The organism is Citrobacter sp. Cpo109 (genome assembly GCF_030332565.1).
Taxonomy (GTDB): Bacteria; Pseudomonadota; Gammaproteobacteria; order Enterobacterales; family Enterobacteriaceae; genus Citrobacter; species Citrobacter portucalensis.
The window spans coordinates 195991-219702 of the sequence record NZ_JAOWHQ010000056.1 but is presented as its reverse complement, the minus strand read 5'-3'; the positions used below and the strand labels follow the sequence as shown (position 1 = coordinate 219702).

Below are 23712 nucleotides of genomic sequence, written 5' to 3'. Positions count from 1 at the left end.
AACAAGCGACGTTTCCCTGTTGATGTCTGACGTGTCTATAACGACATACTGCGCGTATGCGTATCCCTGGATCCTCACGAAAAGTTAAAAATTTTGTGATAACTTCCGCCCCTTGCCTGAGGTAAGCTTTCAGCACGACGAGAGGGGGATGACACTGATGGCAGGCGCGAAAAAGATATTTTTGGTGGAAGATGACAGCGATATTGCCTCACTTTTGCAGCTTAGCCTGAAGGATGAGGGTTACGAAATTGTTCATGAGGCAGACGGAGCTCGTGCGCTTGAACAACTGGAGAAACACGTCTGGGATGCCGTTATCCTCGATCTGATGCTGCCGGGTGTCGACGGGCTGGAGATTTGTCGTCGCATTCGCCAAATGAGTTTTTATTTGCCCGTCATTATCATCAGCGCCCGCACCAGCGAAACGCACCGTGTATTGGGGCTGGAAATGGGTGCCGATGATTATCTGGCCAAACCTTTCTCGGTGCTGGAGTTGATGGCCCGGGTAAAGGCGTTGTTTCGCCGTCAGGAAGCGATGAGTCAGAACTTACGTATGGAGGCGGGGATTATCACCGTTCATGGCGTAGAAATTGACCCATTAGCGCGGGAAGTCCGGCTGCATGGTAAATCCCTCGATTTAACGCCGCGCGAATTCGATCTGCTCTATTTTTTCGCCCGTCATCCAGGCGAGGTCTTTTCGCGTCAGGCGCTGTTAGATCAGGTGTGGGGCTACCAGCATGAAGGGTATGAGCATACGGTGAACAGTCATATTAATCGCCTGCGGACCAAAATTGAAAAGGATGCTGCGGAGCCGGAAATTATTCTCACGGTTTGGGGACGAGGCTATAAGCTTGCTGCGGTTAACGCGGAGCATCAGCCATGATTTATCGCCTGTCGCTGAGCCAGCGTCTGACCCTCGTCTTTACCGCCATTATGCTGATTTGTGCGGTTACCGTCAGTGTTGTCCAGATCCGCAGCAGTAAACAGTATGGTGACGCCATGGTGCAAAGGCTCTCGCTGGAGCTGGCGAGCAAGATTGTCAAAAGTGAGTCGCTTATTGATACCAGCGGGCAGATTAATCGCCAGACCTTAAAAGGATTGTTTAATCACCTGATGACGCTCAACCCCAGCGTGGAGCTGTATCTGATTTCACCATCAGGTGAAATACTTGCTGATGCTGCACCGCCCGGGCATATCCAGCGGCAGAAAATTAGCGTGCAGCCGATCCAGGATTTCCTTAACTCAGATGCGTTGCCCGTCTATGGCAACGATCCGCGTAGCAGTCAGCAAAAGGTATTCAGCGCAGCGCCGGTTTTATATAACGGTGAGCTACATGGCTATTTGTACATTATTCTGCAGGGTGAAGACCTGAATATGCTGGCGAATACCGCCTGGCAAAAAACGCTCTGGAATACCGTGGCCTGGACGTTAATACTGGTTTTATTAGCTGGTGCAATCGCTGGATTCCTGGTGTGGCGATGGGTGACGAATCCAGTGAAAAGGCTGACTGGGCAGGTGGTCAAACTGGAACAGGACAGCATTAGCGTCATCAAACAGCTGGCGCAAAAAAATCCCGAACCGGTACCGGAGAATGAAATAGCGCTGCTGAACAATGCGTTTATCGAGTTAGCGCAGAAAATTGCCCAGCAGTGGGATTTATTAGCAGACAGCGATCGTCAGCGCAGAGAGTTTATTGCCAATATTTCGCACGATTTACGCACGCCGTTGACTTCACTGTTGGGGTATCTGGAAATGCTGTCGCTGAAAGCCGATACGATGACGCCTGAGGAAAATCGGCATTATCTTAGCATCGCGCTGCGCCAGGGGCATAAAGTTCGCCATCTGTCACAACAGCTGTTTGAGCTGGCAAGGCTGGAGCATGGCGGTATAAAACCGCAGCGTGAACGTTTTGCTATTGGTGAATTGATCCAGGACGTGGCACAGAAATTTGATCTCCCTGTTGCCACGCGTCATTTGCAGTTGCACCTTGACGTAACGGGGCCGTTACCGCTGGTGAATGCCGATTTATCGATGATAGAAAGAGTCGTGACGAATTTGCTGGATAATGCTATCCGTCATACGCCTGACGGAGGCGAAGTACGGCTAAAAGTCTGGCGTGATGAAGACCGTTTATTAGCCGAAGTGCAGGACAGTGGGCCAGGGGTAGAAGAAGCTGTGCGAGAAGTATTGTTTCAGCGCCCGACCGCGTTAATTCCCCGTGAGCAGCGGGCTGAGCGCGGCGGTCTGGGCTTACTGATCGTGCGTAGAATGCTCGAGCTGCATGGAGGGGATATCCTTCTGGTTAGCTCAACGGCAGGGGCTTGCTTCCGTTTCTCGTTGCCGCTGGCGGATTCTCCTCTGAGTAGCTGACGGTGAAATTCCGGAGTAAAGAGGGTTTTGGCATTGTACCCATGGGCATTGCGTAAAAGTTGGTAGGTTGTCAGTGATAATGAGAATTTTTATCATGCATAGATAATTCATCAACTTATCTTCGATGAGCGCAAGGAGATCGTATGTCACAGGATGCCGACAACCTGTATATCGCCAGGACCAAAGCAGTTGCTGGCTGCTTTTCAATGTTTTTACTGATGTTTGGCCTCACGTTTACCCCGTTGTTTTTCCCCGCGAGTCAGGACCTGCTTGCCAAAGGGTTACTTTTTCCGCTGCTGTTTGCGCTGGAATTTGTTGTGCTGGTTCCGCTGTATTATTTCTTCTTTAGAAAAAGAGAGGGACTGGGCAAAGGCATTTTCAACGCCAGGTGGTTTGCCATTTTGTTCGCGGCGCTGCTGTTTATTCAGCTTATCCTGCCATTGATTTTGGGTCTCAGACAAACTGAAGCGTGGGTGACCAGCCAAATATCCTTAAGTAGTTATGCGTTGTGGTTATCTACGTTGACCCTGATATTTATCGCGCCAGTTTATGAAGAAATTGTTTTCAGAGGCTGTTTATTCAACGCGTTCCAGTACTGGTTCAATAATAAAACCTGGCTGTCGTCAGTGGTGGTATCGGTCATTTTTGCCATCATGCATACGCAGTATGTGGATCTACGCACGTTGCTGATGTTGTTTCTTGTGTCGCAGGTGTTGATCCTGGCCAGACTGAAAAGCAACGGTCTGTTGATGCCAATTTTGCTGCATATAGTGATGAACGGGACGGTTGTTGCTCTGCAGATGGCGGCTCAGACGTTACAGCCAGGGTGATGAAGGTGATGCCCGGAACCCGGGCATCGTGGATTATACGTGCAGACGATGGTGCAAACGCGCACCGACCAGCAACGCCAACACCAGCATCAGGGCGATAAATCCGCCCACACCGTTCCAGCCATAGCTGTGCCAGAACACACCGCCCAGCGTACCGGCAATACTGGATCCCAGATAATAGCTGAACAGATACAGGGAAGAAGCCTGGCCTTTAGCGCGTTTTGCTCGTGGTCCAATCCAACTGCTTGCTACGGAGTGCGCGGCAAAGAACCCGGCTGAAAAGAGCAGCATCCCGGCGAAGATCAGCCATAGCGATGTGAACAGGGTCATTAACAGTCCAACCAGCATCACGCCTGTTGAAAAGAGCATTACCGGGCCACGGCCATAACGAGTGGTCATAGAACCCGCCTTTGGCGAACTCCAGGTCCCAGTCAGATACGCCACAGATAACAAACCTACAACCGCCTGGCTGAGCTCCCACGGGGAGAGCATCAGGCGGTAGCCGATGTAATTAAACAGCGTGACAAACGACCCCATCAACAAAAAACCTTCCGCAAACAGCAGCGGCAAACCTTTGTCGCGCCAGTGCAAGCGGAAGTTGATAAACAACGTTTTCGGGCGCAGCGACGTAGGTCTGAAATGACGGGATTCCGGTAAGATTTTCCAGAACATCAGTGCAGAGGCAAGGGCAAAACAGCCGATCGCCGCCAGCGCGATACGCCAGTTAAAAAAGTCGGTAAACACGCCGCTAATTAAGCGACCACTCATTCCGCCAATTGAGTTACCGCTGATATACAGGCCCATTGAGAAGGCGACGAAACTGGGATGAATTTCTTCACTCAGATAGGTCATCCCTACCGCCGCGACGCCGCTCAGTGAAAGTCCTATCAGAGCACGCATGATTAAAATACCGTGCCAGCTGGTCATCATCGTTGAAAGCAGCGTACAACAAGAGGCGAGCAGCAGCGCGGTAACCATCACCGGCTTGCGGCCAATAGCATCTGAAAGTGGGCCGGTAAACAGCAACCCTATCGCCAGCATCGCCGTTGATATGGAAAGCGAAATACTGCTGCTGGCGGGAGATACCCCAAACTCGTGCGAAAGCACTGGCAGTATAGGTTGTACGCAATAGAGGAGGGCAAAAGTCGCCAGCCCGGCGGAAAACAGCGCCAGCGTGACGCGCATAAATGGGGATGTTCCGCGTTTGATAAAACCATCCGGCGGGGTAACTATCTGTTCATCAACATCGCTTGTTGGCGCGGTATCGACAGTTGTTGTACGGCTCACTTGAAATCCTTGCTCATTCAATTACGTCTACAGGACCAGCCATAAGAGTATGAAAATCACAATATTCTGTCTAATATATTAATAATCTCAAATAATATTTTAAAAATATGAATATCGAACTGCGTCATTTACGTTACTTTGTGGCCGTTGCCGAAGAGCTGCATTTTGGTCGGGCGGCGGCGCGGTTAAACATTTCGCAACCGCCGCTAAGCCAGCAGATCCAGATCCTTGAACAGCAGGTTGGCGCCCGGTTACTTGCCCGAACTAACCGTAGCGTGGCGCTGACCTCTGCCGGAAAGCAGTTTCTGGCGGACAGTCGGCAGATCCTCGGGCTGGTTAATGAAGCCGCCGCCAGGGCTGAGCGTTTGCATCTGGGAGAAGCAGGGGAATTGCGTATTGGCTTTACGTCGTCCGCGCCGTTTATCAAAGCGGTTTCAGATACGTTATCTCTGTTTCGCCAAAGCTACCCGGCAGTGCATATGCAAACCCGTGAAATGAACACACGTGAGCAAATTGCCCCGCTCAATGAAGGAACGCTGGATTTGGGACTTCTGCGCAATACGCAGCTACCGGATACGCTGGAGCGTGAAATCATTCTGCATGAACCACTGATGGCAATGATCCCACGTGCGCATCCGTTGGCGCAAAAACCCGTGGTTACGTTGGCCGAACTGGCGAATGAGCCATTTGTCTTTTTTGACCCCCATGTGGGGACAGGGTTGTATGACGATATTCTGGGCCTGATGCGTCGCTATGGACTGAAACCGACGATTGCGCAGGAGGTTGGCGAGGCGATGACTATCATTGGGCTGGTGGCCGCAGGATTAGGGGTTTCTATACTTCCTGCTTCTTTTAAACGGGTGCAGCTGTATGAAATGTGTTGGATCCCGATAGCGGAAGAAGATGCTGTCTCGGAAATGTGGTTAGTGTGGCCAAAGCATCATGAGCAAAGTCACGCCGCGCAACGCTTTCGTGAGCAGTTGCTGGCGGCCGTTCAGGGCGGTTAATTTAGTTTAAAAATGGGCGAAAATGTGCAGTAAATCACAAGGCTAAGTAAAAAGTTGACGGAAGCCATTGAAGTGCTTCACCATAGCCCGCAGATTATTTCGGAGCGCGAAAATAAAGGGAGTAAGTGGTGGTTGCTGATAGTCAGCCTGGGCATATCGATCAAATTAAGCAGACCAATGCGGGCGCGGTTTATCGCCTGATTGATCAGCTGGGTCCGGTATCGCGTATTGATCTCTCTCGCCTGGCACAATTGGCGCCTGCCAGCATTACCAAAATTGTCCGCGAAATGCTCGAAGCGCATCTGGTGCAAGAGCTGGAAATCAAGGAAGCGGGTAGCCGTGGTCGTCCGGCCGTTGGGCTGGTTGTCGAAACGGAAGCCTGGCACTACTTATCCATTCGTATCAGTCGCGGCGAGATTTTTCTGGCGCTACGCGATCTGAGCAGCAAACTGGTGGTTGAAGATTGTCTTGAAATGGCGCTGGTCAGCGAAACACCGTTGCTGGATCGCGTGATTACGCAGGTCGATCAGTTTTTCATCCGCCACCAGCAAAAGCTGGAGCGCTTAACCTCCATTGCCATCACCTTACCCGGCATTATTGATACTGAAAACGGTATCGTTCATCGCATGCCATTTTACGAAGATGTCAAAGAGATGCCGTTGGGCGAAGCGCTTGAGAACCATACCGGTGTGCCGGTGTATATTCAGCACGATATCAGCGCCTGGACGATGGCCGAGGCGCTTTTTGGCGCATCGCGTGGTGCTCGCGACGTCATTCAGGTGGTGATCGATCATAACGTGGGTGCAGGGGTGATCACTGACGGGCATTTGCTGCATGCAGGCAGCAGTAGCCTGGTGGAGATTGGCCATACGCAGGTCGATCCCTACGGTAAACGCTGCTACTGCGGCAACCATGGTTGTCTGGAAACAATCGCCAGCGTCGACAGCGTGCTCGAATTGGCGCAGGTGCGGCTGAAGCAGTCAATGAGTTCTTCTCTACACGGACAACCGTTAACGGTAGACGCGCTGTGTCTGGCGGCCATGCAGGGTGATTTATTGGCGAAAGATATCATTAGCGGCGTCGGGACCCACGTCGGTCGAATTCTTGCCATCATGGTGAATTTGTTCAACCCGCAAAAGATATTGATTGGCTCTCCGCTCAGTAAAGCGGCAGATATCTTGTTCCCAACCATCGCTGACAGCATTCGTCAGCAGGCGCTTCCGGCTTACAGTCAGCATATAGTCGTTGAAAGTACCCAGTTTACCAATCAGGGGACGATGGCTGGGGCGGCACTCGTGAAGGACGCGATGTATAACGGTTCTTTGTTGATTCGTCTATTACAGGGTTAACATTTTTTAACTGTTGTACGAAAAATTGCGCTATCTCAAGCTGATCCTGGTCGTCATACCTTAGACTTTCTCCACTGTTTTATTTTCCTGACTTATATTTTCAAAGCATAACGGTGGAGTTAGTGATGCTGAAGCGTTTCTTTATTACAGGTACAGACACTTCTGTTGGGAAGACCGTGGTTTCCCGCGCATTACTACAAGCGTTAGCGTCAGGGGGTAAAAGCGTTGCAGGTTACAAACCTGTGGCCAAAGGCAGCAAAGAGACGCCTGAAGGTCTGCGCAACAAAGATGCACTGGTACTGCAAAGTGTGTCATCTATCGAGCTGCCCTATGAGGCAATTAACCCAATTGCGTTGAGCGAAGATGAAAGTAGCGTGGCGCATAGTGGTCCGGTCAATTACACCCTGTTATCCAACGGTCTCGCAAGCCTCAGCGAAAAAGTCGAACACGTTGTCGTGGAAGGCACCGGAGGCTGGCGGAGCTTGATGAACGATCTGCGTCCGTTATCGGAGTGGGTGGTGCAGGAACAACTGCCAGTGCTGATGGTAGTGGGTATCCAGGAAGGCTGTATTAATCATGCGATCCTCACCGCGCAGGCGATAGCCAGCGACGGACTGCCGTTGATTGGCTGGGTTGCGAATCGCATTAATCCTGGGCTGGCGCATTATGCGGAAATCATTGATGTGCTGGGTAAAAAATTACCTGCACCGCTGATCGGTGAACTGCCTTATCTGCCTCGTGCAGAGCAGCGTGAACTGTCGCAGTACATCCGCCTGTCAATGCTCGGCAGCGTGCTGTCGGTAGATAGAGTCGTGGCGTAACGTACGCGACAGCACCGACGCCAGGACACAGGCAATCAGTAATCCGGGGAGCAGGCGATACTCCCCGGTCATTTCACAAACCATCAACGTCGACATTATAGGTGCATGCGTGGTAGCCGCCAGCAGTGTGGCCATCCCCGTTAATCCCAGCAAAATGGCAATTTCATCCGAGCCTGGAAGCCATAATCCCCATACCTGACCCAGCAACATGCCCACCGACAAGCCGACAAACAGCGTTGGCGTAAACACGCCACCTGGCGCACCGGATCCACTGCTGGCAAGCACCGCCAGTAATTTGCAGATAAAAATCCCGCTAACCACGGCCAGCAGCGGTGGTGAAAGTAAATATGACTGCACCACGCTGTAGCCATTACCCCAGACCGCTGGCGTGAGCAATGAAAGCAGGCCAACGATCAGCCCGCCAAGCGCCAGTTGCCACGGCGGCGAGAGTTTTAAGCGCAAAAATACATTATGGCTGGCAGTCATCAACCACATGAAGAGCGGTCCGCAGATGCCAGCAGCCAGACCGGTGCTGACAATCATAACGTATTCCAGAGCATGTAATTCCCGCGACAGGTGCACGGTATACAGCAGCGCATTGCTGTCGCTAAGCAGATTGGTGGTGAGTAATGCGACTACGGCGGATACCACTACCGGTCCCAGTGAGGCGAGGATCAGTGTGCCAAACAATACTTCGGCAATAAATAAACTGCCCGCCAGCGGAGCATGATAGGCTCCAGCCATACCTGCAGCAGCGCCGCAGGCAATCCATAACTTCCATTCTGTACGCGGGGTAAAGCGTTGAGCAAAGCAGGAGGCCGCCAGGGCCGCCAGTAAAATCATGGCACCTTCACGTCCGATGGCACTCCCGCTGGCGACGACCAGTAACGAGGCCAGCGATTTCACCAGGCTTGCACTGACGTCAAATTGTCCGTCGGTTTGCAGGGCTTCCATATAATCAGTGGGAGCCTGCGGACGTAAACGGTTAAATTTTTGCCAACCCCACAGTAGTAATCCAGCCGCCAGACCGCCGAGTGCAGGTGTCAGCATACGCCTTAAAGGCGAAAGGTTTGTCGCTGCGTTGACCAGACTTCCCGTGTTGTTGCTCAGAAACAACCATTCGAGAAGCAGCATGGCATGACGAAATCCTGCGACGGCCAGCGCAGCAAGGACGCCAATCAACGCGGCGATCAGCAGGCGGCGGAACATGGCACGCAGGTCAGGGTAAGCATGTAAATGATGCATGAGTGGCCAGACTGGAAAATTCAGACGCTCTATTTTGCGGCTATTAGGTAACAGAAGCAAAAGCTCAGCGTGCGCAACAGGATGCACCACAGGCAGGACGCATCCTACCTGTGACGAAACTAACGGAACAAAGGCTTATCGGCTACCGGAATCAGTAACTGTGATTGCCACTGTGCCAGCGTCAGACGCGCCAGCTCACCCAGCGCCTGGTAGAACGGGTGGTCGGCTTTTTCGACAAACACATTAAGAAAGCGTGATGACCATGGGAAGAGATGCCAGGCCAGCAGTTGCTCGCACTCGGTGTGGCGTTCGTTCTCGGCAAGCCAGGCCGTCAGCAACAGCAGCGAACCAAAGTGATCTTCTGGCTCATTTTGCTGCATCGCAAACTGGATGCCGTTGTCCCGCATCCACTGACGTAATGCCAGCGTGGAGTCGCCAAACAACACGTTTTCACGATCCAGCCAGACGGATCCCCATGGCGGAGAAGGGAGCGCATAAGGACCAACAAACAGACGTTGCCAGGCCTGCGGGAGAGACTCATCGGCCTCAGCCTGAAACTGAGCGGCTAACGGCGAAAGCGTTGTCTTTTCAAGCGGCCACTGCGCCTGCCAGCCATCGGTTCTTAACGCACTGACCAGTGCCGAAGCTTCGGCACTGTCTGGGGCATAGTAAAACAGCGCGCCGAGCACACGCGCTGCAGTAGAAAAGTTGTCTCGTTGTGAAAAATGGGTCATGCAAACAATCCTGAACAGTGCGGGTTGCCCCGCACCCGAAAGTTAACCTGCGACAGCCATTCCGACTGTCATATGTAAACCGTAAAACAATCCGCGGCCAATGATTTCACCGACAAGCACCAGAATTAATCCGAGTGCCAACCCGCCAACGGACGGTCCTTTGCAACGGATCAACGGACATATCCAGCAACCCAGACCCGCAGCCAGCAGCAGGACTCGCCAGACCTGTAAACTGCCGTAGTCGGGAACCAGCGCGCTGGCGGATTGTACCGAACTGTGGATCTCGCCGAGTGACAGTCCCTGCAGCACAATAACCGCCACGGTCACCAGCAGGGCCAGCACGCTGATACCGGCGAATCTGGCGGCGTTAAAAGAAACACCTGCAGCACGCAGCAGCAGAGCGGCAAAAAGCGGTCCACTGAGCAGCATCGTCATGAAAAATGCCAGTGTAGTATAGCCGTTATACCAGGTTGGGACGGTGTCTATCTGGTAGACGTTGGTCATCGCAAAGACAAATACCAGGCCCAGCAGCATGCTCAACAGCAGCCAGATTTTACCTAACGCTGCGGGCATTTTACCGAGAAACGCCACCAGCCACCACAAGCCCCCGACGGCGAAAAACAGTGAACCACCGGCGATTTCGTTACTCAGCGCCGATGCGCCAATTCTGTTCAGTGAGTTAAACGCGCGCAGCGGCGAACCTAAATGCATGACCGAGGCGAGAAAGGCGATGCCCATCACCAGCCAGAGAAAAAACATACTGCGAACGATACGTCGTTTTACCAGCCCATCCTTAGCGGTCAGCCAGCCGTAACCACTTACGATCAGCGCCCCGGCTACGCACTGTCCCAGCACCGTGAACAGTACCAGTGGCCATTCATGCCATCCATTTCCCATTTTACACCTCTTTTGGATTAGCCAGAAAACCCGTGGTATCCCCGGTCGGGCGGCAATTGGCGTTTGGTTTGATCACAATACTCGGTTTGGTGAAGTGCGCACCCGGCAGCGGGGCGACGGCAGCCAGTTCACCATGTTTTTTGCGCAGTTCGTCGATGGGGCCAAAATCCAGCGCACGCAGCGGACAGGACTCGACGCAGATGGGCTTTTTGCCGTCTGCCGCGCGTTCATGGCAGCCATCACACTTGGTCATATGTCCTTTCGCAGCATTGTACTGTGGCGCACCGTACGGGCAGGCCATATGACAGTAGCGACAGCCAATGCACACGTCTTCATCGACCACCACAAAACCATCCTCACGCTTATGCATCGCACCACTTGGACAAACCTTGGTGCAGGCCGGATCCTCGCAGTGGTTACATGAGATGGAGAGATAGTAGGCAAAAACGTTCTGGTGCCAGACGCCGTTGTCTTCCTGCCAGTCACCACCTGCGTATTCGTAAATCCGCCGGAAACTGACGTCAGGAGTGAGGTCTTTGTAGTCTTTGCAGGCCAGCTCGCAGGTTTTGCACCCGGTGCAACGACTGGAATCAATAAAAAATCCATACTGAGTTGTCATGGGTTAGTCCTTAAACCTTCTCGATCTCGACCAGATTAGTATGCTGTGGGTTGCCTTTTGCCAGCGGTGAAGGGCGCTGTGTTGTCAGCGTATTGACGCAGGCGCCATGGTCAATCTTGTCGCCGGCCATATTTGCATCGTGCCATGCACCCTGGCCCATTGCGCTGACGCCAGGCAGGATCCGTGGCGTCACTTTGGCCGGAATACGTACTTCCCCGCGATCGTTAAAGACCCGCACCATATCGCCATTTGCAATACCACGCTTTTGGGCATCGACGGGATTGATCCACACTTCCTGACGACAGGACGCCTGCAGAACATCGATATTGCCGTAGCTGGAGTGCGTACGGGATTTGTAATGAAAGCCAAACAACTGCAGCGGAAATGCGCTGCGTTTGGGATCGTCCCACCCTTCAAACGTGGAGGCGTAGACGGGAAGCGGGCTAATTACTTCGTCCTTTTGCAACTCCCAGGTGTTGGCAATTTTCGCCAGTCGGCTGGAGTAAATTTCAATCTTTCCAGAGGGTGTTTTGAGCGGATTGGCCTGCGGATCGTCGCGGAATTTTTTATAAGCGACAAAATGCCCGTTAGGATCTTTGCGTTTATAGATCCCCATTTTTTTCAGCTCGTCATAAGAAGGGAGCGCGGGGTCCTTGGCCAGCATTTTTGCATACAGATACTGGAGCCACTGTTCCTGAGTACGGCCTTCCGTAAACCGTTGATAGATATCATTGCCAAGGCGTTTGGCGACTTCGCTCATTATCCAGTAGATCGGTTTGCGTTCGAACTTCGGTGACGTCGCGGGTTGAATAAAAATGAGGTATCCCATGTTGCCTGCATAGTCGTTAGGAATGATGTCTTCCTGTTCGACGGTCATTAGGTCCGGCAGCAGAATATCGGCATATTTCGCCGAAGATGTCATGAAATTTTCGATGACCACTATCATTTCGCATTTCGTATCATCCTGAAGGATCTCATGCGTTTTATTGATATCTGAGTGCTGATTAGTAATGGTGTTGCCCGCGTAGTTCCAGATAAATTTAATCGGTACATCGAGCTTATCTTTCCCGCGCACGCCATCGCGGGTTGCGGTCATTTCCGGACCCCGGGCGATGGCGTCGGTCCAGCTAAAGCAGGATATCTGGGTCTTGATGGGATTATCCGGCAGCGGCATACGTTCAATCGTGATGGTGTAGGTTGATTCTCGCGCACCGCTATTGCCGCCGTTGATGCCAACGTTGCCGGTCAGGATTGGCAGCATTGCGATCGCGCGCGAAGTCAGTTCGCCGTTAGCCTGACGTTGTGGACCCCAACCCTGACAAATATACGCCGGTTTTGTACTACCGATTTCCCGTGCCAGTTTAATGATGCGCTCGGCCGGGATCCCTGTGACATGCGAGGCCCATTGGGGCGTTTTAGCGACACCGTCATCGCCATTGCCAAGTATATAGGCCTTGTAATGTCCGTTAGCGGGAGCGTCAGCGGGTAGGGTTTTCTCGTCATAACCGACGCAATATGTGTCGAGGAACGCCTGGTCGACGAGATCTTCGTTAATCAGGACCCAGGCGATTCCCGCCACCAGTGCGGCATCGGTTCCCGGACGGATAGGGATCCACTCATCTTCACGACCCGCAGCGGTATCGGTATAACGCGGGTCGATGACGATCATGCGGGCGTTAGAACGCTCCCGGGCCTGCTCAAGGAAGTATGTTATGCCACCGCCGCTCATGCGCGTTTCGGCAGGGTTATTGCCGAACATCACCACCAGCTTCGTGTTTTCAATGTCGGATGTACTGTTGCCGTCATTTGAGCCGTAGGTGTAAGGCATTGCCGCCGCGATTTGTGCGGTACTGTATGTGCCGTAATGGCTCAGGAATCCGCCATAGCAGTTCATCAATCGAGCGACCAGCGAGGCATAAGGGGAGGAGCGAGTAATATTGCCGCCGACAATGCCAGAGGTGTAGTTGATATACACGGCCTCATTACCGTATTTCTGTACGGTATTTTTTAAACTGGTGCTGATGGTATCCAGTGCTTCCTGCCAGGTTATGCGTTCGAATTTACCCTCACCGCGTTTGCCCACGCGCTTCATAGGATAATTGAGGCGATCCGGATGATTGATCCGTCGACGGATTGAGCGTCCACGCAAACAGGCGCGCACCTGGTGCTGACCATAAATATCGTCTCCGGTCGTATCAGACTCCACCCATACGACTTCGTCATCTTTGACGTGGAGTTGCAGGGCACAACGACTTCCGCAGTTCACGGAACAAGCACCCCAAACCACTTTCTCTTCAGCCGGTTGTATCGCCTGTTGTACCGCAGCAGCAGCTGCGGTGCGCATCCCAAAAGGTAACGATAACCCGCCAGCGGCAAGCGCCAACGAACCTATAGCCGAGGATTTCACTAACATCCTGCGGCTAATACCTCCATATTGCTCAGTATCAGACATAACTCACTCCATTATAGTTATCGCTATATATTAATCTCTATAGCGAAATTAATAGCATGCTAATAATAGAGTGAGTTTACCCATTTATGAGTATGGCATTTTAATGCATATCAAACTGGAGTAACCCTCCGCGTACGGAGGGTATGATTTATTGCGGTTCGGCGACGTGCCCGTCCTGTGCAGGCGAGCTGTTGGCAGGGGCGTTTCCACTGTTAGTCCGGGTGTAGAGAATTTTGTGCGTATCGTTTGCACAATGTCCTACCACCAGTGAATCAGGTTGATCGGCCTGATCGTTGGGGACAATGTTCAGCGTAAAGCTGGACTCTGCGACGCCATTATTGATGATGCGCTGCTCGATATCGCTTTTCACGCGTTCACATGACGCAGGTGCCGCCAGAACCTGTGGGGATGCAACTGCCAGTAAGATCGTGGCAATTCCTGTTACGTATTTCATCATCAGCTCCTTTATGATCGACATAGACTAAGATTAGCATTTCTGGTGTAAATAACTGTATTTGCTAATATGATTGAGAATTATCTTCTTATCCCGGTGAAAAATGTGAAGAAACAGACCCTGTTAGGTTTCCTGTGTGTCGTGCTGGTTGGGTGTGATAATGCCAAAGGGCTGGTTTCCTTTACGCCGGAAATGGCCAGTTTTTCCAATGAATTTGATTTCGATCCGCTGCGCGGGCCGGTGAAAGATTTCAGTCAGACGCTGCTCAACGACAAAGGTGAGGTCACCAAGCGCGTCGCTGGTACCCTGTCACAGGAAGGGTGTTTCGATACACTTGAACTGCACGATATCGAAAACAATACCGGTATGGCGCTGGTCCTGGATGCTAACTACTATCGGGATGCCGAAACGCTGGAAAAACGGATCCGTTTACAGGGCAAATGCCAACTGGCGGAACTGCCTGCTGCAGGTGTGGTGTGGGATACCGACGATAACGGTTTTGTCGTTTCTGCAACGGGGAAAGAGATGAAGGTGCAGTATCGATATGATGCCGAAGGCTACCCGCTGGGTAAAACAACCGTCAGTAAGGACAATACCTTACAGGTTGATGCCAAACCGTCGGTCGACCCGTTGAAGAAGCTGGATTACACCGCGGTGAGCCAGCTCAACAATCATCCGTTAGGCAATGTCAAACAAACGTGCAAATACGATGAATACGCAAATCCGGTCAACTGCCAGCTCGTTATCGTGGACGAGAGCGTGAAGCCGGCAGTTGAGCATCATTACTCGATTGAAAACACTATCGATTACTACTAATCGCCTTTACTGAGCGGTAGGTTGCAACAGGTTAGGGCCTGCCGTTTTGTGTTCTGCCAGATACTGCTGCTGGAAGATGCACATGCGGATAGTGTTGCGGTATTGGCCGTTGATAAAGAATTCATGAATCAGCTCGCCTTCCACCATAAAACCGAGTTTACGGTAAATGTGGATAGCCTTTTCGTTCTCTTTATCGACGATCAGATACAGCTTATAGAGGTTGAGCACGGTAAAGCCGTAATCCATCGCAAGCTTAGCCGCCCGTGAGGCCAGACCCTTCCCCTGATAATCCGGCGAAATAATAATCTGGAATTCGGCCCGGCGGTGCACGTGGTTAATTTCAACCAACTCCACCAGCCCGGCTTTTTCACCGTCGCATTCCACCACGAAGCGGCGTTCGCTTTGGTCGTGGATGTGTTTGTCATACAGGTCTGACAGCTCAACAAACGCTTCGTAAGGCTCTTCGAACCAGTAGCGCATTACGCTGGCATTATTATCAAGCTGATGGACGAATCGTAAATCTTCACGCTCCAGCGGGCGCAACTTAACACTGAGGGCGCTAGTCATATCGTATCCTTTCAATATCCTTCAAAGTGCAATGATTATGGGGCAACGGTGCGGCCAGTACGGCGGTCGAGGCAGCGCAGGGTGTTAGGTTCCCAGTATGCATTAATATTAGCGCTCTGCTCGCACTTATCACGGCTATCAAAGGCCGTATCGGCTTTGTCCCATTCTTTCTCTGCACGTTTATTGACTTTCTGGCGAAGCTGGCGCGTATCGTTCCATTGTTCCTTTTCCATTGCGGCTTGTTGACGACTTTGCGCACTGTCTCCGGATTCAATGACCAGTTTACTGGTTTCAGCAAATGCGGAAGAGGTGTACACAGCCGCAGCCAGCGTCAGCATAGCCGTCAGGCACAGGCGTTTGGTCAGTGTAATTTTCATGGTGAATTCCTTTTATGGGAAAGGGTAAAAACGATAAAACAGGGTTAAATTCTACACTATTCCAGTTTGCGGGCATACCCACCCGGTAGATATGGATACGCTAACGAGATTCTGTCGTATCATGGTTAAACCGAAGGTAACTGAATAACATCAATGCTTAAGACCACATTTCTTTTTTTCGTCACCGCGTTATGCGAAATCATTGGCTGCTTTTTACCCTGGCTCTGGCTTAAGCGAGGGGCTACAGCCTGGTTGCTGATACCCGCCGGGGTATCACTGGCTGTATTCGTCTGGTTGCTGACGCTGCATCCGGCAGCCAGCGGGCGTGTATACGCAGCCTATGGCGGTGTTTACGTGGTGACCGCGCTGCTATGGCTACGCATTGTCGATGGTGTAAAACTCAGTTTATATGACTGGTCTGGCGCGCTGGTGGCATTGTGCGGCATGTTGATCATTGTGGCTGGATGGGGGCGCGCATAGCGCCTTTTTTGTGATCAAACAGCGTTTTTTTGATCTTTATACTTGTATGGTAGTAGCTCAGTTGAGTAAATTTCCTGCATCACAAGAACAGATGTAGGGAATAAGAAATGAAGATTGTTGGGGCTGAAGTGTTTGTCACCTGTCCTGGGCGTAATTTTGTAACGTTGAAAATTACGACAGAAGATGGGATCACCGGGCTGGGAGATGCCACGTTAAATGGACGCGAGTTGTCCGTGGCGTCGTATCTGAAAGATCACGTGTGTCCGCAGCTTATTGGTCGCGATGCGCATCGTATTGAGGACATCTGGCAGTTTTTCTACAAAGGTGCGTACTGGCGTCGTGGTCCGGTCACCATGTCGGCGATTTCTGCGGTGGATATGGCTCTCTGGGACATTAAAGCGAAAGCGGCGAATATGCCGTTGTACCAGTTGCTCGGCGGTGCTTCTCGTGAAGGGGTTATGGTCTACTGTCACACCACAGGCCATACCGTTGATGACGTACTCGAAGATTATGCGCGTCATAAAGAAATGGGCTTTAAAGCTATTCGCGTGCAGTGCGGCGTGCCGGGTATGAAAACCACTTACGGTATGTCTAAAGGCAAAGGACTGGCCTACGAACCCGCCACCAAAGGGCAATGGCCGGAAGAGCAGTTGTGGTCAACGGAGAAATACCTGGATTTCACACCAAAATTGTTTGCTGCCGTGCGTGACAAGTTTGGTTTCAACGAACATCTCCTGCACGATATGCACCACCGTCTGACGCCAATTGAAGCGGCCCGTTTTGGCAAAAGCATTGAACAGTACCGTTTGTTCTGGATGGAAGACCCAACGCCAGCTGAAAACCAGGAGTGCTTCCGCCTGATCCGCCAGCATACGGTCACGCCGATTGCGGTAGGGGAAGTGTTCAACAGTATCTGGGACTGTAAACAGCTTATTGAAGAACAACTGATCGACTATATCCGCACCACCATCACCCATGCGGGTGGTATCACCGGTATGCGCCGGATTGCCGATTTCGCGTCGCTGTATCAGGTTCGTACCGGTTCACATGGACCTTCCGATCTGTCGCCTGTGTGCATGGCCGCCGCGCTGCATTTTGATCTGTGGGTGCCGAACTTCGGCGTACAGGAATATATGGGCTATTCCGAGCAAATGCTGGAAGTGTTCCCACATAACTGGACCTTTGATAACGGCTATATGCACCCAGGAGACAAACCTGGTCTTGGGATCGAGTTTGACGAAAAACTGGCGGCGAAATATCCGTATGACCCTGCATATCTGCCCGTTGCTCGCCTGGAAGATGGCACGCTGTGGAACTGGTAAGGAGTGATTTGCTATGAAAAGTATCGTAATTGAAAAACCGAATACGCTGATTATCGCCGAACGACCGGTGCCAGAACCCTTAGCAGGTGAGGTGAGGGTAAAGGTAAAACTGGCGGGAATTTGTGGCTCCGACAGTCATATTTATCGCGGTCATAATCCATTTGCACAATACCCGCGCGTGATTGGCCACGAGTTTTATGGCGTGATAGAGGCGGTAGGTGATGGCGTTGACCATTCGCGAATAGGTGAGCGGGTGTCCGTTGATCCGGTCATCAGCTGCGGACATTGTTATCCCTGTTCAATTGGTAAACCTAACGTTTGTACATCGCTGGTGGTGCTGGGCGTGCATCGCGATGGTGGTTTCAGTGAGTACGCTGTTGTGCCAGCGAAAAATGCCTGGACGATCCCCGATACAGTGCCTGATGAGCATGCCGTTATGGTGGAACCTTTCACTATCGCCGCAAACGTGACCGGGCAAATTAAACCAACAGAAAACGATATTGCGCTGATTTATGGCGCAGGGCCTATGGGACTGACCACTGTACAGGCGCTTAAGCGTGTCTATAAGGTCAAAACCGTAGTGATTGCTGACAGAATCGATGAGCGCCTGGCCCTGGCGAAGCAGTGCGGTGCAGACTGGACAATCAATAATAGTCAGCACTCGTTGCAAGAGTTCCTTGCGGAAAACGGACTAAAACCGACCATTATCGTGGATGCAGCTTGCCATCCATCCATTTTACAGGAGGCAATCACGCTGGCATCGCCGGCCGCGCGAATTGTTCTGATGGGCTTCTCCAGCGATCCTTGTCAGATTATTCAACAAGGCATTACCGGGAAAGAACTGTCCATTTATTCCTCAAGATTAAATGCGAACAAATTCCCGATTGTGATTGATTGGTTGGTCAACGGACTTATCGATCCTAATCAACTTATTACTCACACTTTTGACTATCACCACGTTACCGACGCAATTGAATTGTTTGAGAAAGATCAGCAGCACTGCTGCAAAGTCTTACTTACATTCAGTGAATAATATAAATAACTGCGAGTAAGTGGTACGCATCTTACCTCTTAGAGATAGCCAATATGAATCAAGAAAAACACGAAAGATCCACGAAAGATCTGGTTAGAGCTGCCGTATCCGGATGGTTGGGTACTGCGCTCGAATTTATGGATTTTCAGTTATATTCTTTGGGTGCCGCACTGGTATTCCATGAAATATTTTTCCCGGAACAGTCTGCCGCCATGGCGCTTATTTTAGCGATGGGTACATACGGTGCAGGATATATTGCTCGTATCGTTGGAGCATTTATATTTGGCAAAATGGGAGACAGCATCGGCCGTAAAAAAGTACTGTTTATTACCATTACGATGATGGGAATTTGTACGACCTTAATTGGCGTGCTGCCAACATATGCACAAATTGGTATCTTTGCGCCTGTGCTGCTGGTGACGCTGCGTATCGTGCAAGGGCTTGGTGCAGGGGCTGAAATTTCGGGCGCAGGCACGATGCTTGCCGAGTACGCGCCAAAAGGTAAACGTGGCATTATTTCCTCACTTGTTGCCATGGGGACCAACTGTGGAACCCTTAGCGCAACGGCTATCTGGGCGGTGATGTTCTTTGCGCTCGACCGTGAGGAGTTATTAGCCTGGGGTTGGCGCATTCCGTTCCTGGCGAGTGTCGTGGTGATGATCTTTGCTATCTGGTTGCGTATGAATCTCAAAGAAAGCCCGGTATTTGAGAAAGTGAATGATGAAGAAAACGCTCCAGCATTAAATAATTCGTCAGAAAATACGCTGGGGGCGATGTTTACCAGTAAATCTTTCTGGCTGGCAACCGGCCTACGTTTTGGACAGGCGGGTAATTCAGGATTAATCCAAACCTTCCTTGCCGGTTATTTAGTGCAGACGCTGTTATTTGATAAATCTATACCCACTGATGCCTTAATGATCAGTTCGGTGTTGGGCTTTATTACAATACCGTTGCTTGGCTGGTTGTCTGATAAGTTTGGTCGTCGTTTGCCTTATATTATCCTGAATATCTCGGCAATTATTTTGGCTTACCCGATGCTGTCAATTGTAGTGGATAAAACGTATAGCCCGGGTGTCATTATGACGGCACTGATTGTTATTCATAATTTTGCCGTATTGGGGTTATTTGCTCTCGAAAATATTACCATGGCGGAAATGTTCGGTGCGCGTAACCGGTTTACGCGAATGGCGATTTCAAAAGAAGCGGGCGGGTTAGTTGCTGTTGGTTTTGGTCCGGTTCTGGCGGGTATTTTCTGCAACATGACTAATTCCTGGTGGCCAATTCTGGTGATGGTCATCGCTTACTCACTGATTGGTTTAATTTCCGCGTTGCTGATGCCAGAAGTGAAAGATCGCGACCTGAGCGTACTTGAGGATGCTGCCGAGGTGAAAAAAGCCGAGAAGGTTCGTTGCTCGGTGACTCAGACAAGCTGATACAAGACAGTAGCATGGGCGGATGTACTCGTACGCTGCCCATGCTATTACACAGCTTTACATGATGTCATACCAATCATAAAAAGCTTAATGCAAATCAAAACATACAACCATACAGGCGTTACTCTGGAACAGTCCTGATTTCATTTATAAGTAGGCCATACCATGCAAAACAAGCTCTTAGCGGCTAAGGCTGCACTTCCTGACTACGATCGTACAAAACTGGTTCCGCGTATTGTTCATCTGGGGTTTGGCGCGTTTCACCGCGCACATCAGGGTGTTTACGCTGACATTCTGGCCGCCGATCACGGCAGTGACTGGGGCTACTGCGAAGTGAACCTGATTGGCGGCGAGCAGCAGATTTTCGATCTGAAACAGCAAGATAATCTGTATACCGTTGCAGAGATGTCTGCTGATGCCTGGACTGCGAGAGTCGTGGGTGTGGTGAAAAATGCATTGCATGCGCAGGTTGATGGTCTGGAAAGCGTACTGGCAGCGATGTGTGAACCGCAGGTCGCGATCGTTTCCCTGACCATCACCGAGAAAGGATACTGCCATTCTCCGGCGACCGGCCAACTGATGTTAGACAATCAAATGATTGCAGCCGATCTGCAAAACCCCAAACAGCCTAAAACTGCGCCGGGCGTGGTGGTTGAAGCCCTGGCTCGTCGCAAAGCTGCGGGTTTAGCTGCCTTTACCGTGATGTCCTGCGATAACATGCCAGAAAACGGTCATGTGATGCGCAATGTTGTCACTGCATATGCCCGAGCGGTGGATATGGAACTGGCCGCGTGGATCGAACAACATGTGACATTCCCATCAACCATGGTTGACCGCATTGTCCCGGCGGTTACGCAGGAGACGCTGGACAAAATTGAACATATCACCGGTGTACGCGACCCGGCAGGCGTGGCATGCGAACCGTTCCGCCAGTGGGTAATTGAAGATAACTTTGTTGCCGGCCGTCCTGAATGGGAAAAGGCCGGGGCGGAACTGGTGGCTGATGTCATTCCGTTTGAAGAGATGAAACTGCGTATGCTCAACGGCAGCCACTCTTTCCTTGCGTATCTTGGGTATCTGGCGGGATATCAACATATTAACAATTGCATGGGTGATGAAAACTATCGTCTTGCTGCACGTGCGCTGATGTTGCAGGAACAAGCACCTACGCTGAAAGTAAAAGGTGTTGACCTACAGCGCTACGCCGATCTGTTAATTGAACGCTACAGCAATCCGGCGCTGCGTCATCGTACCTGGCAGATCGCCATGGACGGTAGCCAAAAACTGCCGCAGCGTATGCTTGATTCCATTCGTTGGCACATTGTGCACGGTAGTGACTTTGCGCTGCTGGCACTGGGTGTCGCTGGCTGGATGCGTTACGTCGGTGGTGTGGATGAACAGGGCCAGGCGATTGAAATTAGCGATCCATTGTTGCCGGTGATCCAGAATGCCGTGCGTAGCAGTAACGAGGGCGAAGAGCGCGTTCAGGCGCTGCTGGCAATTGATGCTATTTTTGGTCGCGAACTGCCGCAGGTTGAGCTGTTCAACCGTCAGGTCACACAAGCGTATCTTACTTTACTGGCTGAAGGGGCGAAGGCGACGGTTGCGAAGTATGCAGCAAAACTGAAGTAACGAAGATTATGCTTTATGTCGCCATCTGGCTTGCAACGGCCAGATGGCGCTGTGTTTTCTGGCATTCACACCAATTAGTTCATGCCTAAACGAATCAGCTCGAGGGGGGCGTATTTGCCTTCACATCCTTCGATTTCCACTGTTTTCCCGCGGCGAATCTGCTCAGCGGTCAGGCCATCGGTATCTATCGCTGTAATGCGGCCTGTGAGTCCGGTGTCGCTGATCATGACGCGGCTGCCAGTGGTGATTGCGTTACGGTTACGATCGTATGTTTTCATGGTGTTTTCTCCTTTCCAACTTACCGTCAAAGCCCGTGGGCTTTTAGTCCCACGTAACGGGCGCAATATAAATACGCTTCTCGTTAATGATTTTTTTTGTTTTCGATCAAAATCACAGCTTTTTTTATGCAGTTATGCGGGAGAGGGGAAAACGCAGGAGAAACTCACCCCGGAGTGAGGTGAGCGTAGTATTAATCTTCGCTGAACCAGTCGCTATTTTCCTGACGAATAAGCTGAACGGACTCACCAATTTCCTGAAGATGGAGCATCATTGCGCGCTCGACCGCATCGCCATCATGCTTCTCAAGGGCGGCAAAGATATCGTGATGCTGGCGTAGCAGCATTTCAGGCGGGGAAATATGATCCAGGCTCATATAACGAACGCGGTCAATTGTAGCCTTTATATTCTCAACGGTATCCCAGGCGAGTTGGCACTCGGCGATTAAAGCCAGTTTCTGATGAAACTCATCATCAAGCTGGAAGAAATCATTAATCTGTTTTCGGTCAATTGCGATGCGCTGCTGATGCAAATTCTGTTCAAGCTGATAGCACTGTTGATCGTTGATCAGCGATGCGGCGCGGCGTACCACGGCACATTCAATTGCCTGGCGAACAAAACAGCCGTTTTGCACCTGCGACAGCGAAATTTTATTCACGTAGCTGCCACGCTGCGGGCGGATCTGAATCAGACCGTTCTCAGCCAGTTTGATGAATGCTTCTCGTACCGGCTGGCGTGACACATTAAAGCGTACAGAAACCTCTTTCTCCGAAAGCGGTGTACCGGGTGCAATCAGACAATGCACGATATCACGGCGAAGAATACGGTAAATCTGTTGATTTACTGGTTGTGTAGGGTTGAGCTGCGTTTCTACGGTCATTCATTCTTACTTTTTAGAGAGTTAACCCGGATATTTTATCACTTCTTTCAGGCTATCTATACCCGGCACAAGGCCGGGCAGAGAAATTAGCTCCGGTGGATACTCAGCCCGGCAAAAGACTGTGTGACAGGCATCATTTCAAGGGTGTTGATATTGACATGAGCCGGTAAAGAAGCCACCCACCATACCGCTTCTGTAACATCTTGCGGAGTCAGCGCCGTGGTATTTTCGTAGGCTTTTTCAGCTTTGGCGTCATCACCTTTAAAACGGACATTAGAGAACTCCGTACCGCCAACCAGACCCGGCTCGATGTCGGTAACGCGAATTGCAGTGCCGTGTAAATCAGTACGTAAATTCAGGCTAAACTGGCGAACAAACGCTTTAGTCGCACCGTAGACGTTACCGCCAGCGTATGGCCAACTGCCCGCGGTAGAACCGATATTGATAATATGACCGCGGTTGCGTTCAACCATACCAGGCAGAACGGCACGGGTCATATAAACCAGCCCCTTGTTGTTGGTGTCGATCATATTCTCCCAGTCTTCAATGCTGGCCTTGTGAGCAGGCTCAAGGCCCAGCGCCAGACCTGCGTTGTTGACCAGAACATCAATATTGCGCCATTCTGCGGGTAAGGCGTCCATCATCTCTTCAATCGATGCACGATTACGTACGTCCAGTTGCGCGGTATAGAGGCGGTCACCCAGCTCATCTTTGAGCTCTTGCAGGCGCTCCTGGCGGCGTCCGGTGGCAATAACTTTATGCCCATTCTCAATAAAACGACGCGTAATGCACTCACCAAAACCTGCGGTTGCTCCGGTTACTAAAACGATCATC

Annotated in this window: 24 protein-coding genes; 12 read left to right on the top strand and 12 right to left on the bottom strand. The window is 51.3% G+C overall.

Features of this window, described 5'->3' with window-relative positions:
- Positions 1–157 precede the first annotated feature (157 nt).
- The 3 genes from OGY71_RS10645 (at position 158) to OGY71_RS10635 (ending at position 3197) form a co-directional block, all read left to right on the top strand.
- A complete protein-coding gene (locus OGY71_RS10645; protein WP_008784719.1) occupies positions 158–880 on the top strand; it encodes a winged helix-turn-helix domain-containing protein in 723 nt (240 codons plus the stop codon).
- A complete protein-coding gene (locus OGY71_RS10640; protein WP_149335348.1) occupies positions 877–2367 on the top strand; it encodes a sensor histidine kinase in 1491 nt (496 codons plus the stop codon). Before OGY71_RS10645 ends, OGY71_RS10640 begins: the two co-directional genes overlap by 4 nt.
- A 143-nt stretch (positions 2368–2510) precedes the next feature.
- Positions 2511–3197 (top strand): CPBP family intramembrane glutamic endopeptidase, encoded by a 687-nt coding sequence (locus OGY71_RS10635; RefSeq protein ID WP_003832885.1) that lies wholly within the window; start codon positions 2511–2513, stop codon positions 3195–3197.
- A gap of 33 nt (positions 3198–3230) precedes the next feature.
- On the opposite strand, the gene ynfM is transcribed toward OGY71_RS10635, so the two are convergent.
- On the bottom strand, positions 3231–4484 hold the full coding sequence (ynfM, locus tag OGY71_RS10630) for a multidrug efflux MFS transporter YnfM/SxtP(Kp) (protein ID WP_003832886.1): 1254 nt from the start codon (positions 4482–4484) through the stop codon (positions 3231–3233).
- Between the two features lie 107 nt (positions 4485–4591).
- Here ynfM and ynfL point away from each other — a divergent pair, with 107 nt between their 5' ends.
- The 3 genes from ynfL to bioD all read left to right on the top strand — a co-directional run bounded on the left by ynfL (position 4592) and on the right by bioD (position 7661).
- A complete protein-coding gene (gene ynfL / locus OGY71_RS10625; RefSeq protein ID WP_003832887.1) occupies positions 4592–5491 on the top strand; it encodes a multidrug efflux transcriptional activator YnfL/SxtR(Kp) in 900 nt (299 codons plus the stop codon).
- Between the two features lie 128 nt (positions 5492–5619).
- On the top strand, positions 5620–6840 hold the full coding sequence (gene mlc / locus OGY71_RS10620; RefSeq protein ID WP_003832888.1) for a sugar metabolism global transcriptional regulator Mlc: 1221 nt from the start codon (positions 5620–5622) through the stop codon (positions 6838–6840).
- A gap of 125 nt (positions 6841–6965) precedes the next feature.
- On the top strand, positions 6966–7661 hold the full coding sequence (bioD, locus tag OGY71_RS10615; RefSeq protein WP_003832889.1) for a dethiobiotin synthase: 696 nt from the start codon (positions 6966–6968) through the stop codon (positions 7659–7661).
- Here bioD and clcB read toward each other — a convergent pair.
- The 6 genes from clcB to OGY71_RS10585 form a co-directional block, all read right to left on the bottom strand.
- The gene (gene clcB / locus OGY71_RS10610; protein WP_032934569.1) at positions 7617–8906 is read right to left on the bottom strand and encodes a voltage-gated ClC-type chloride channel ClcB; all 1290 of its coding nucleotides are present in this window, start codon (positions 8904–8906) and stop codon (positions 7617–7619) included. The two genes, bioD and clcB, sit on opposite strands and share 45 nt — an antisense overlap.
- A 119-nt stretch (positions 8907–9025) precedes the next feature.
- Complete coding sequence (gene dmsD / locus OGY71_RS10605) at positions 9026–9640, bottom strand: Tat proofreading chaperone DmsD (protein WP_003832891.1); 615 nt, start codon at positions 9638–9640, stop codon at positions 9026–9028.
- A gap of 42 nt (positions 9641–9682) precedes the next feature.
- Positions 9683–10537, bottom strand: coding sequence for a dimethyl sulfoxide reductase anchor subunit family protein (locus OGY71_RS10600; protein ID WP_126957144.1), 855 nt, complete (start codon positions 10535–10537; stop codon positions 9683–9685).
- A 1-nt stretch (position 10538) separates the two neighbouring features.
- Positions 10539–11156 (bottom strand): DMSO/selenate family reductase complex B subunit, encoded by a 618-nt coding sequence (locus OGY71_RS10595; RefSeq protein WP_003832893.1) that lies wholly within the window; start codon positions 11154–11156, stop codon positions 10539–10541.
- A gap of 10 nt (positions 11157–11166) precedes the next feature.
- The gene (gene ynfE / locus OGY71_RS10590) at positions 11167–13608 is read right to left on the bottom strand and encodes a selenate/tellurate reductase subunit YnfE (RefSeq protein ID WP_284961632.1); all 2442 of its coding nucleotides are present in this window, start codon (positions 13606–13608) and stop codon (positions 11167–11169) included.
- Between the two features lie 148 nt (positions 13609–13756).
- On the bottom strand, positions 13757–14065 hold the full coding sequence (locus tag OGY71_RS10585) for a DUF1161 domain-containing protein (RefSeq protein WP_122973942.1): 309 nt from the start codon (positions 14063–14065) through the stop codon (positions 13757–13759).
- A gap of 102 nt (positions 14066–14167) precedes the next feature.
- On the opposite strand from OGY71_RS10585, the gene OGY71_RS10580 reads away from it, so the two are divergent.
- Positions 14168–14878, top strand: a complete 711-nt coding sequence (locus OGY71_RS10580) for a YnfC family lipoprotein (RefSeq protein WP_149335344.1) — start codon at positions 14168–14170, stop codon at positions 14876–14878.
- A 6-nt stretch (positions 14879–14884) separates the two neighbouring features.
- On the opposite strand, the gene speG is transcribed toward OGY71_RS10580, so the two are convergent.
- Positions 14885–15445 carry a spermidine N1-acetyltransferase gene (speG, locus tag OGY71_RS10575; protein WP_149335343.1) on the bottom strand — a complete coding sequence of 187 codons (561 nt, stop codon included), beginning with the start codon at positions 15443–15445 and terminating at the stop codon, positions 14885–14887.
- A gap of 35 nt (positions 15446–15480) precedes the next feature.
- Positions 15481–15822 (bottom strand): DUF1283 family protein, encoded by a 342-nt coding sequence (locus tag OGY71_RS10570; RefSeq protein WP_003032382.1) that lies wholly within the window; start codon positions 15820–15822, stop codon positions 15481–15483.
- Positions 15823–15975: 153 nt separating this feature from the next.
- Here OGY71_RS10570 and OGY71_RS10565 point away from each other — a divergent pair, with 153 nt between their 5' ends.
- The 5 genes from OGY71_RS10565 (at position 15976) to OGY71_RS10545 (ending at position 21722) form a co-directional block, all read left to right on the top strand.
- Positions 15976–16302 (top strand): YnfA family protein, encoded by a 327-nt coding sequence (locus OGY71_RS10565; RefSeq protein ID WP_003832904.1) that lies wholly within the window; start codon positions 15976–15978, stop codon positions 16300–16302.
- Between the two features lie 107 nt (positions 16303–16409).
- A complete protein-coding gene (rspA, locus tag OGY71_RS10560; RefSeq protein ID WP_003832907.1) occupies positions 16410–17624 on the top strand; it encodes a starvation-sensing protein RspA in 1215 nt (404 codons plus the stop codon).
- A 13-nt stretch (positions 17625–17637) separates the two neighbouring features.
- The gene (locus OGY71_RS10555) at positions 17638–18657 is read left to right on the top strand and encodes a Zn-dependent oxidoreductase (protein ID WP_149335342.1); all 1020 of its coding nucleotides are present in this window, start codon (positions 17638–17640) and stop codon (positions 18655–18657) included.
- A 53-nt stretch (positions 18658–18710) separates the two neighbouring features.
- The gene (locus OGY71_RS10550; protein ID WP_003832910.1) at positions 18711–20090 is read left to right on the top strand and encodes an MFS transporter; all 1380 of its coding nucleotides are present in this window, start codon (positions 18711–18713) and stop codon (positions 20088–20090) included.
- 165 nt (positions 20091–20255) lie between these two features.
- Positions 20256–21722 (top strand): mannitol dehydrogenase family protein, encoded by a 1467-nt coding sequence (locus tag OGY71_RS10545; RefSeq protein WP_218667435.1) that lies wholly within the window; start codon positions 20256–20258, stop codon positions 21720–21722.
- Between the two features lie 74 nt (positions 21723–21796).
- Here the strand turns inward: OGY71_RS10545 and ydfZ are convergent, their stop codons facing one another.
- The 3 genes from ydfZ to ydfG form a co-directional block, all read right to left on the bottom strand.
- Positions 21797–22000 carry a putative selenium delivery protein YdfZ gene (gene ydfZ, locus OGY71_RS10540; RefSeq protein ID WP_003032393.1) on the bottom strand — a complete coding sequence of 68 codons (204 nt, stop codon included), beginning with the start codon at positions 21998–22000 and terminating at the stop codon, positions 21797–21799.
- Between the two features lie 191 nt (positions 22001–22191).
- Complete coding sequence (locus tag OGY71_RS10535) at positions 22192–22878, bottom strand: GntR family transcriptional regulator (protein WP_003032396.1); 687 nt, start codon at positions 22876–22878, stop codon at positions 22192–22194.
- An 86-nt stretch (positions 22879–22964) separates the two neighbouring features.
- A complete protein-coding gene (gene ydfG, locus OGY71_RS10530; RefSeq protein ID WP_003832919.1) occupies positions 22965–23711 on the bottom strand; it encodes a bifunctional NADP-dependent 3-hydroxy acid dehydrogenase/3-hydroxypropionate dehydrogenase YdfG in 747 nt (248 codons plus the stop codon).
- Between the last annotated feature and the right edge of the window lies 1 nt (position 23712).

Coding starts and splice junctions, on each gene's coding strand:
- OGY71_RS10535 (WP_003032396.1), bottom strand. CDS start 22,878: ATGACCGTAGAAACGCAGCTCAACCCTACACAACCAGTAAATCAACAG.
- ynfL (WP_003832887.1), top strand. CDS start 4,592: ATGAATATCGAACTGCGTCATTTACGTTACTTTGTGGCCGTTGCCGAA.
- OGY71_RS10555 (WP_149335342.1), top strand. CDS start 17,638: ATGAAAAGTATCGTAATTGAAAAACCGAATACGCTGATTATCGCCGAA.
- OGY71_RS10550 (WP_003832910.1), top strand. CDS start 18,711: ATGAATCAAGAAAAACACGAAAGATCCACGAAAGATCTGGTTAGAGCT.
- OGY71_RS10640 (WP_149335348.1), top strand. CDS start 877: ATGATTTATCGCCTGTCGCTGAGCCAGCGTCTGACCCTCGTCTTTACC.
- OGY71_RS10595 (WP_003832893.1), bottom strand. CDS start 11,156: ATGACAACTCAGTATGGATTTTTTATTGATTCCAGTCGTTGCACCGGG.
- OGY71_RS10545 (WP_218667435.1), top strand. CDS start 20,256: ATGCAAAACAAGCTCTTAGCGGCTAAGGCTGCACTTCCTGACTACGAT.
- ydfG (WP_003832919.1), bottom strand. CDS start 23,711: ATGATCGTTTTAGTAACCGGAGCAACCGCAGGTTTTGGTGAGTGCATT.
- OGY71_RS10645 (WP_008784719.1), top strand. CDS start 158: ATGGCAGGCGCGAAAAAGATATTTTTGGTGGAAGATGACAGCGATATT.
- speG (WP_149335343.1), bottom strand. CDS start 15,445: ATGACTAGCGCCCTCAGTGTTAAGTTGCGCCCGCTGGAGCGTGAAGAT.
- bioD (WP_003832889.1), top strand. CDS start 6,966: ATGCTGAAGCGTTTCTTTATTACAGGTACAGACACTTCTGTTGGGAAG.
- rspA (WP_003832907.1), top strand. CDS start 16,410: ATGAAGATTGTTGGGGCTGAAGTGTTTGTCACCTGTCCTGGGCGTAAT.
- ynfE (WP_284961632.1), bottom strand. CDS start 13,608: ATGTCTGATACTGAGCAATATGGAGGTATTAGCCGCAGGATGTTAGTG.
- OGY71_RS10570 (WP_003032382.1), bottom strand. CDS start 15,822: ATGAAAATTACACTGACCAAACGCCTGTGCCTGACGGCTATGCTGACG.
- OGY71_RS10600 (WP_126957144.1), bottom strand. CDS start 10,537: ATGGGAAATGGATGGCATGAATGGCCACTGGTACTGTTCACGGTGCTG.
- OGY71_RS10635 (WP_003832885.1), top strand. CDS start 2,511: ATGTCACAGGATGCCGACAACCTGTATATCGCCAGGACCAAAGCAGTT.
- ydfZ (WP_003032393.1), bottom strand. CDS start 22,000: ATGAAAACATACGATCGTAACCGTAACGCAATCACCACTGGCAGCCGC.
- OGY71_RS10565 (WP_003832904.1), top strand. CDS start 15,976: ATGCTTAAGACCACATTTCTTTTTTTCGTCACCGCGTTATGCGAAATC.
- clcB (WP_032934569.1), bottom strand. CDS start 8,906: ATGCATCATTTACATGCTTACCCTGACCTGCGTGCCATGTTCCGCCGC.
- OGY71_RS10585 (WP_122973942.1), bottom strand. CDS start 14,065: ATGATGAAATACGTAACAGGAATTGCCACGATCTTACTGGCAGTTGCA.
- dmsD (WP_003832891.1), bottom strand. CDS start 9,640: ATGACCCATTTTTCACAACGAGACAACTTTTCTACTGCAGCGCGTGTG.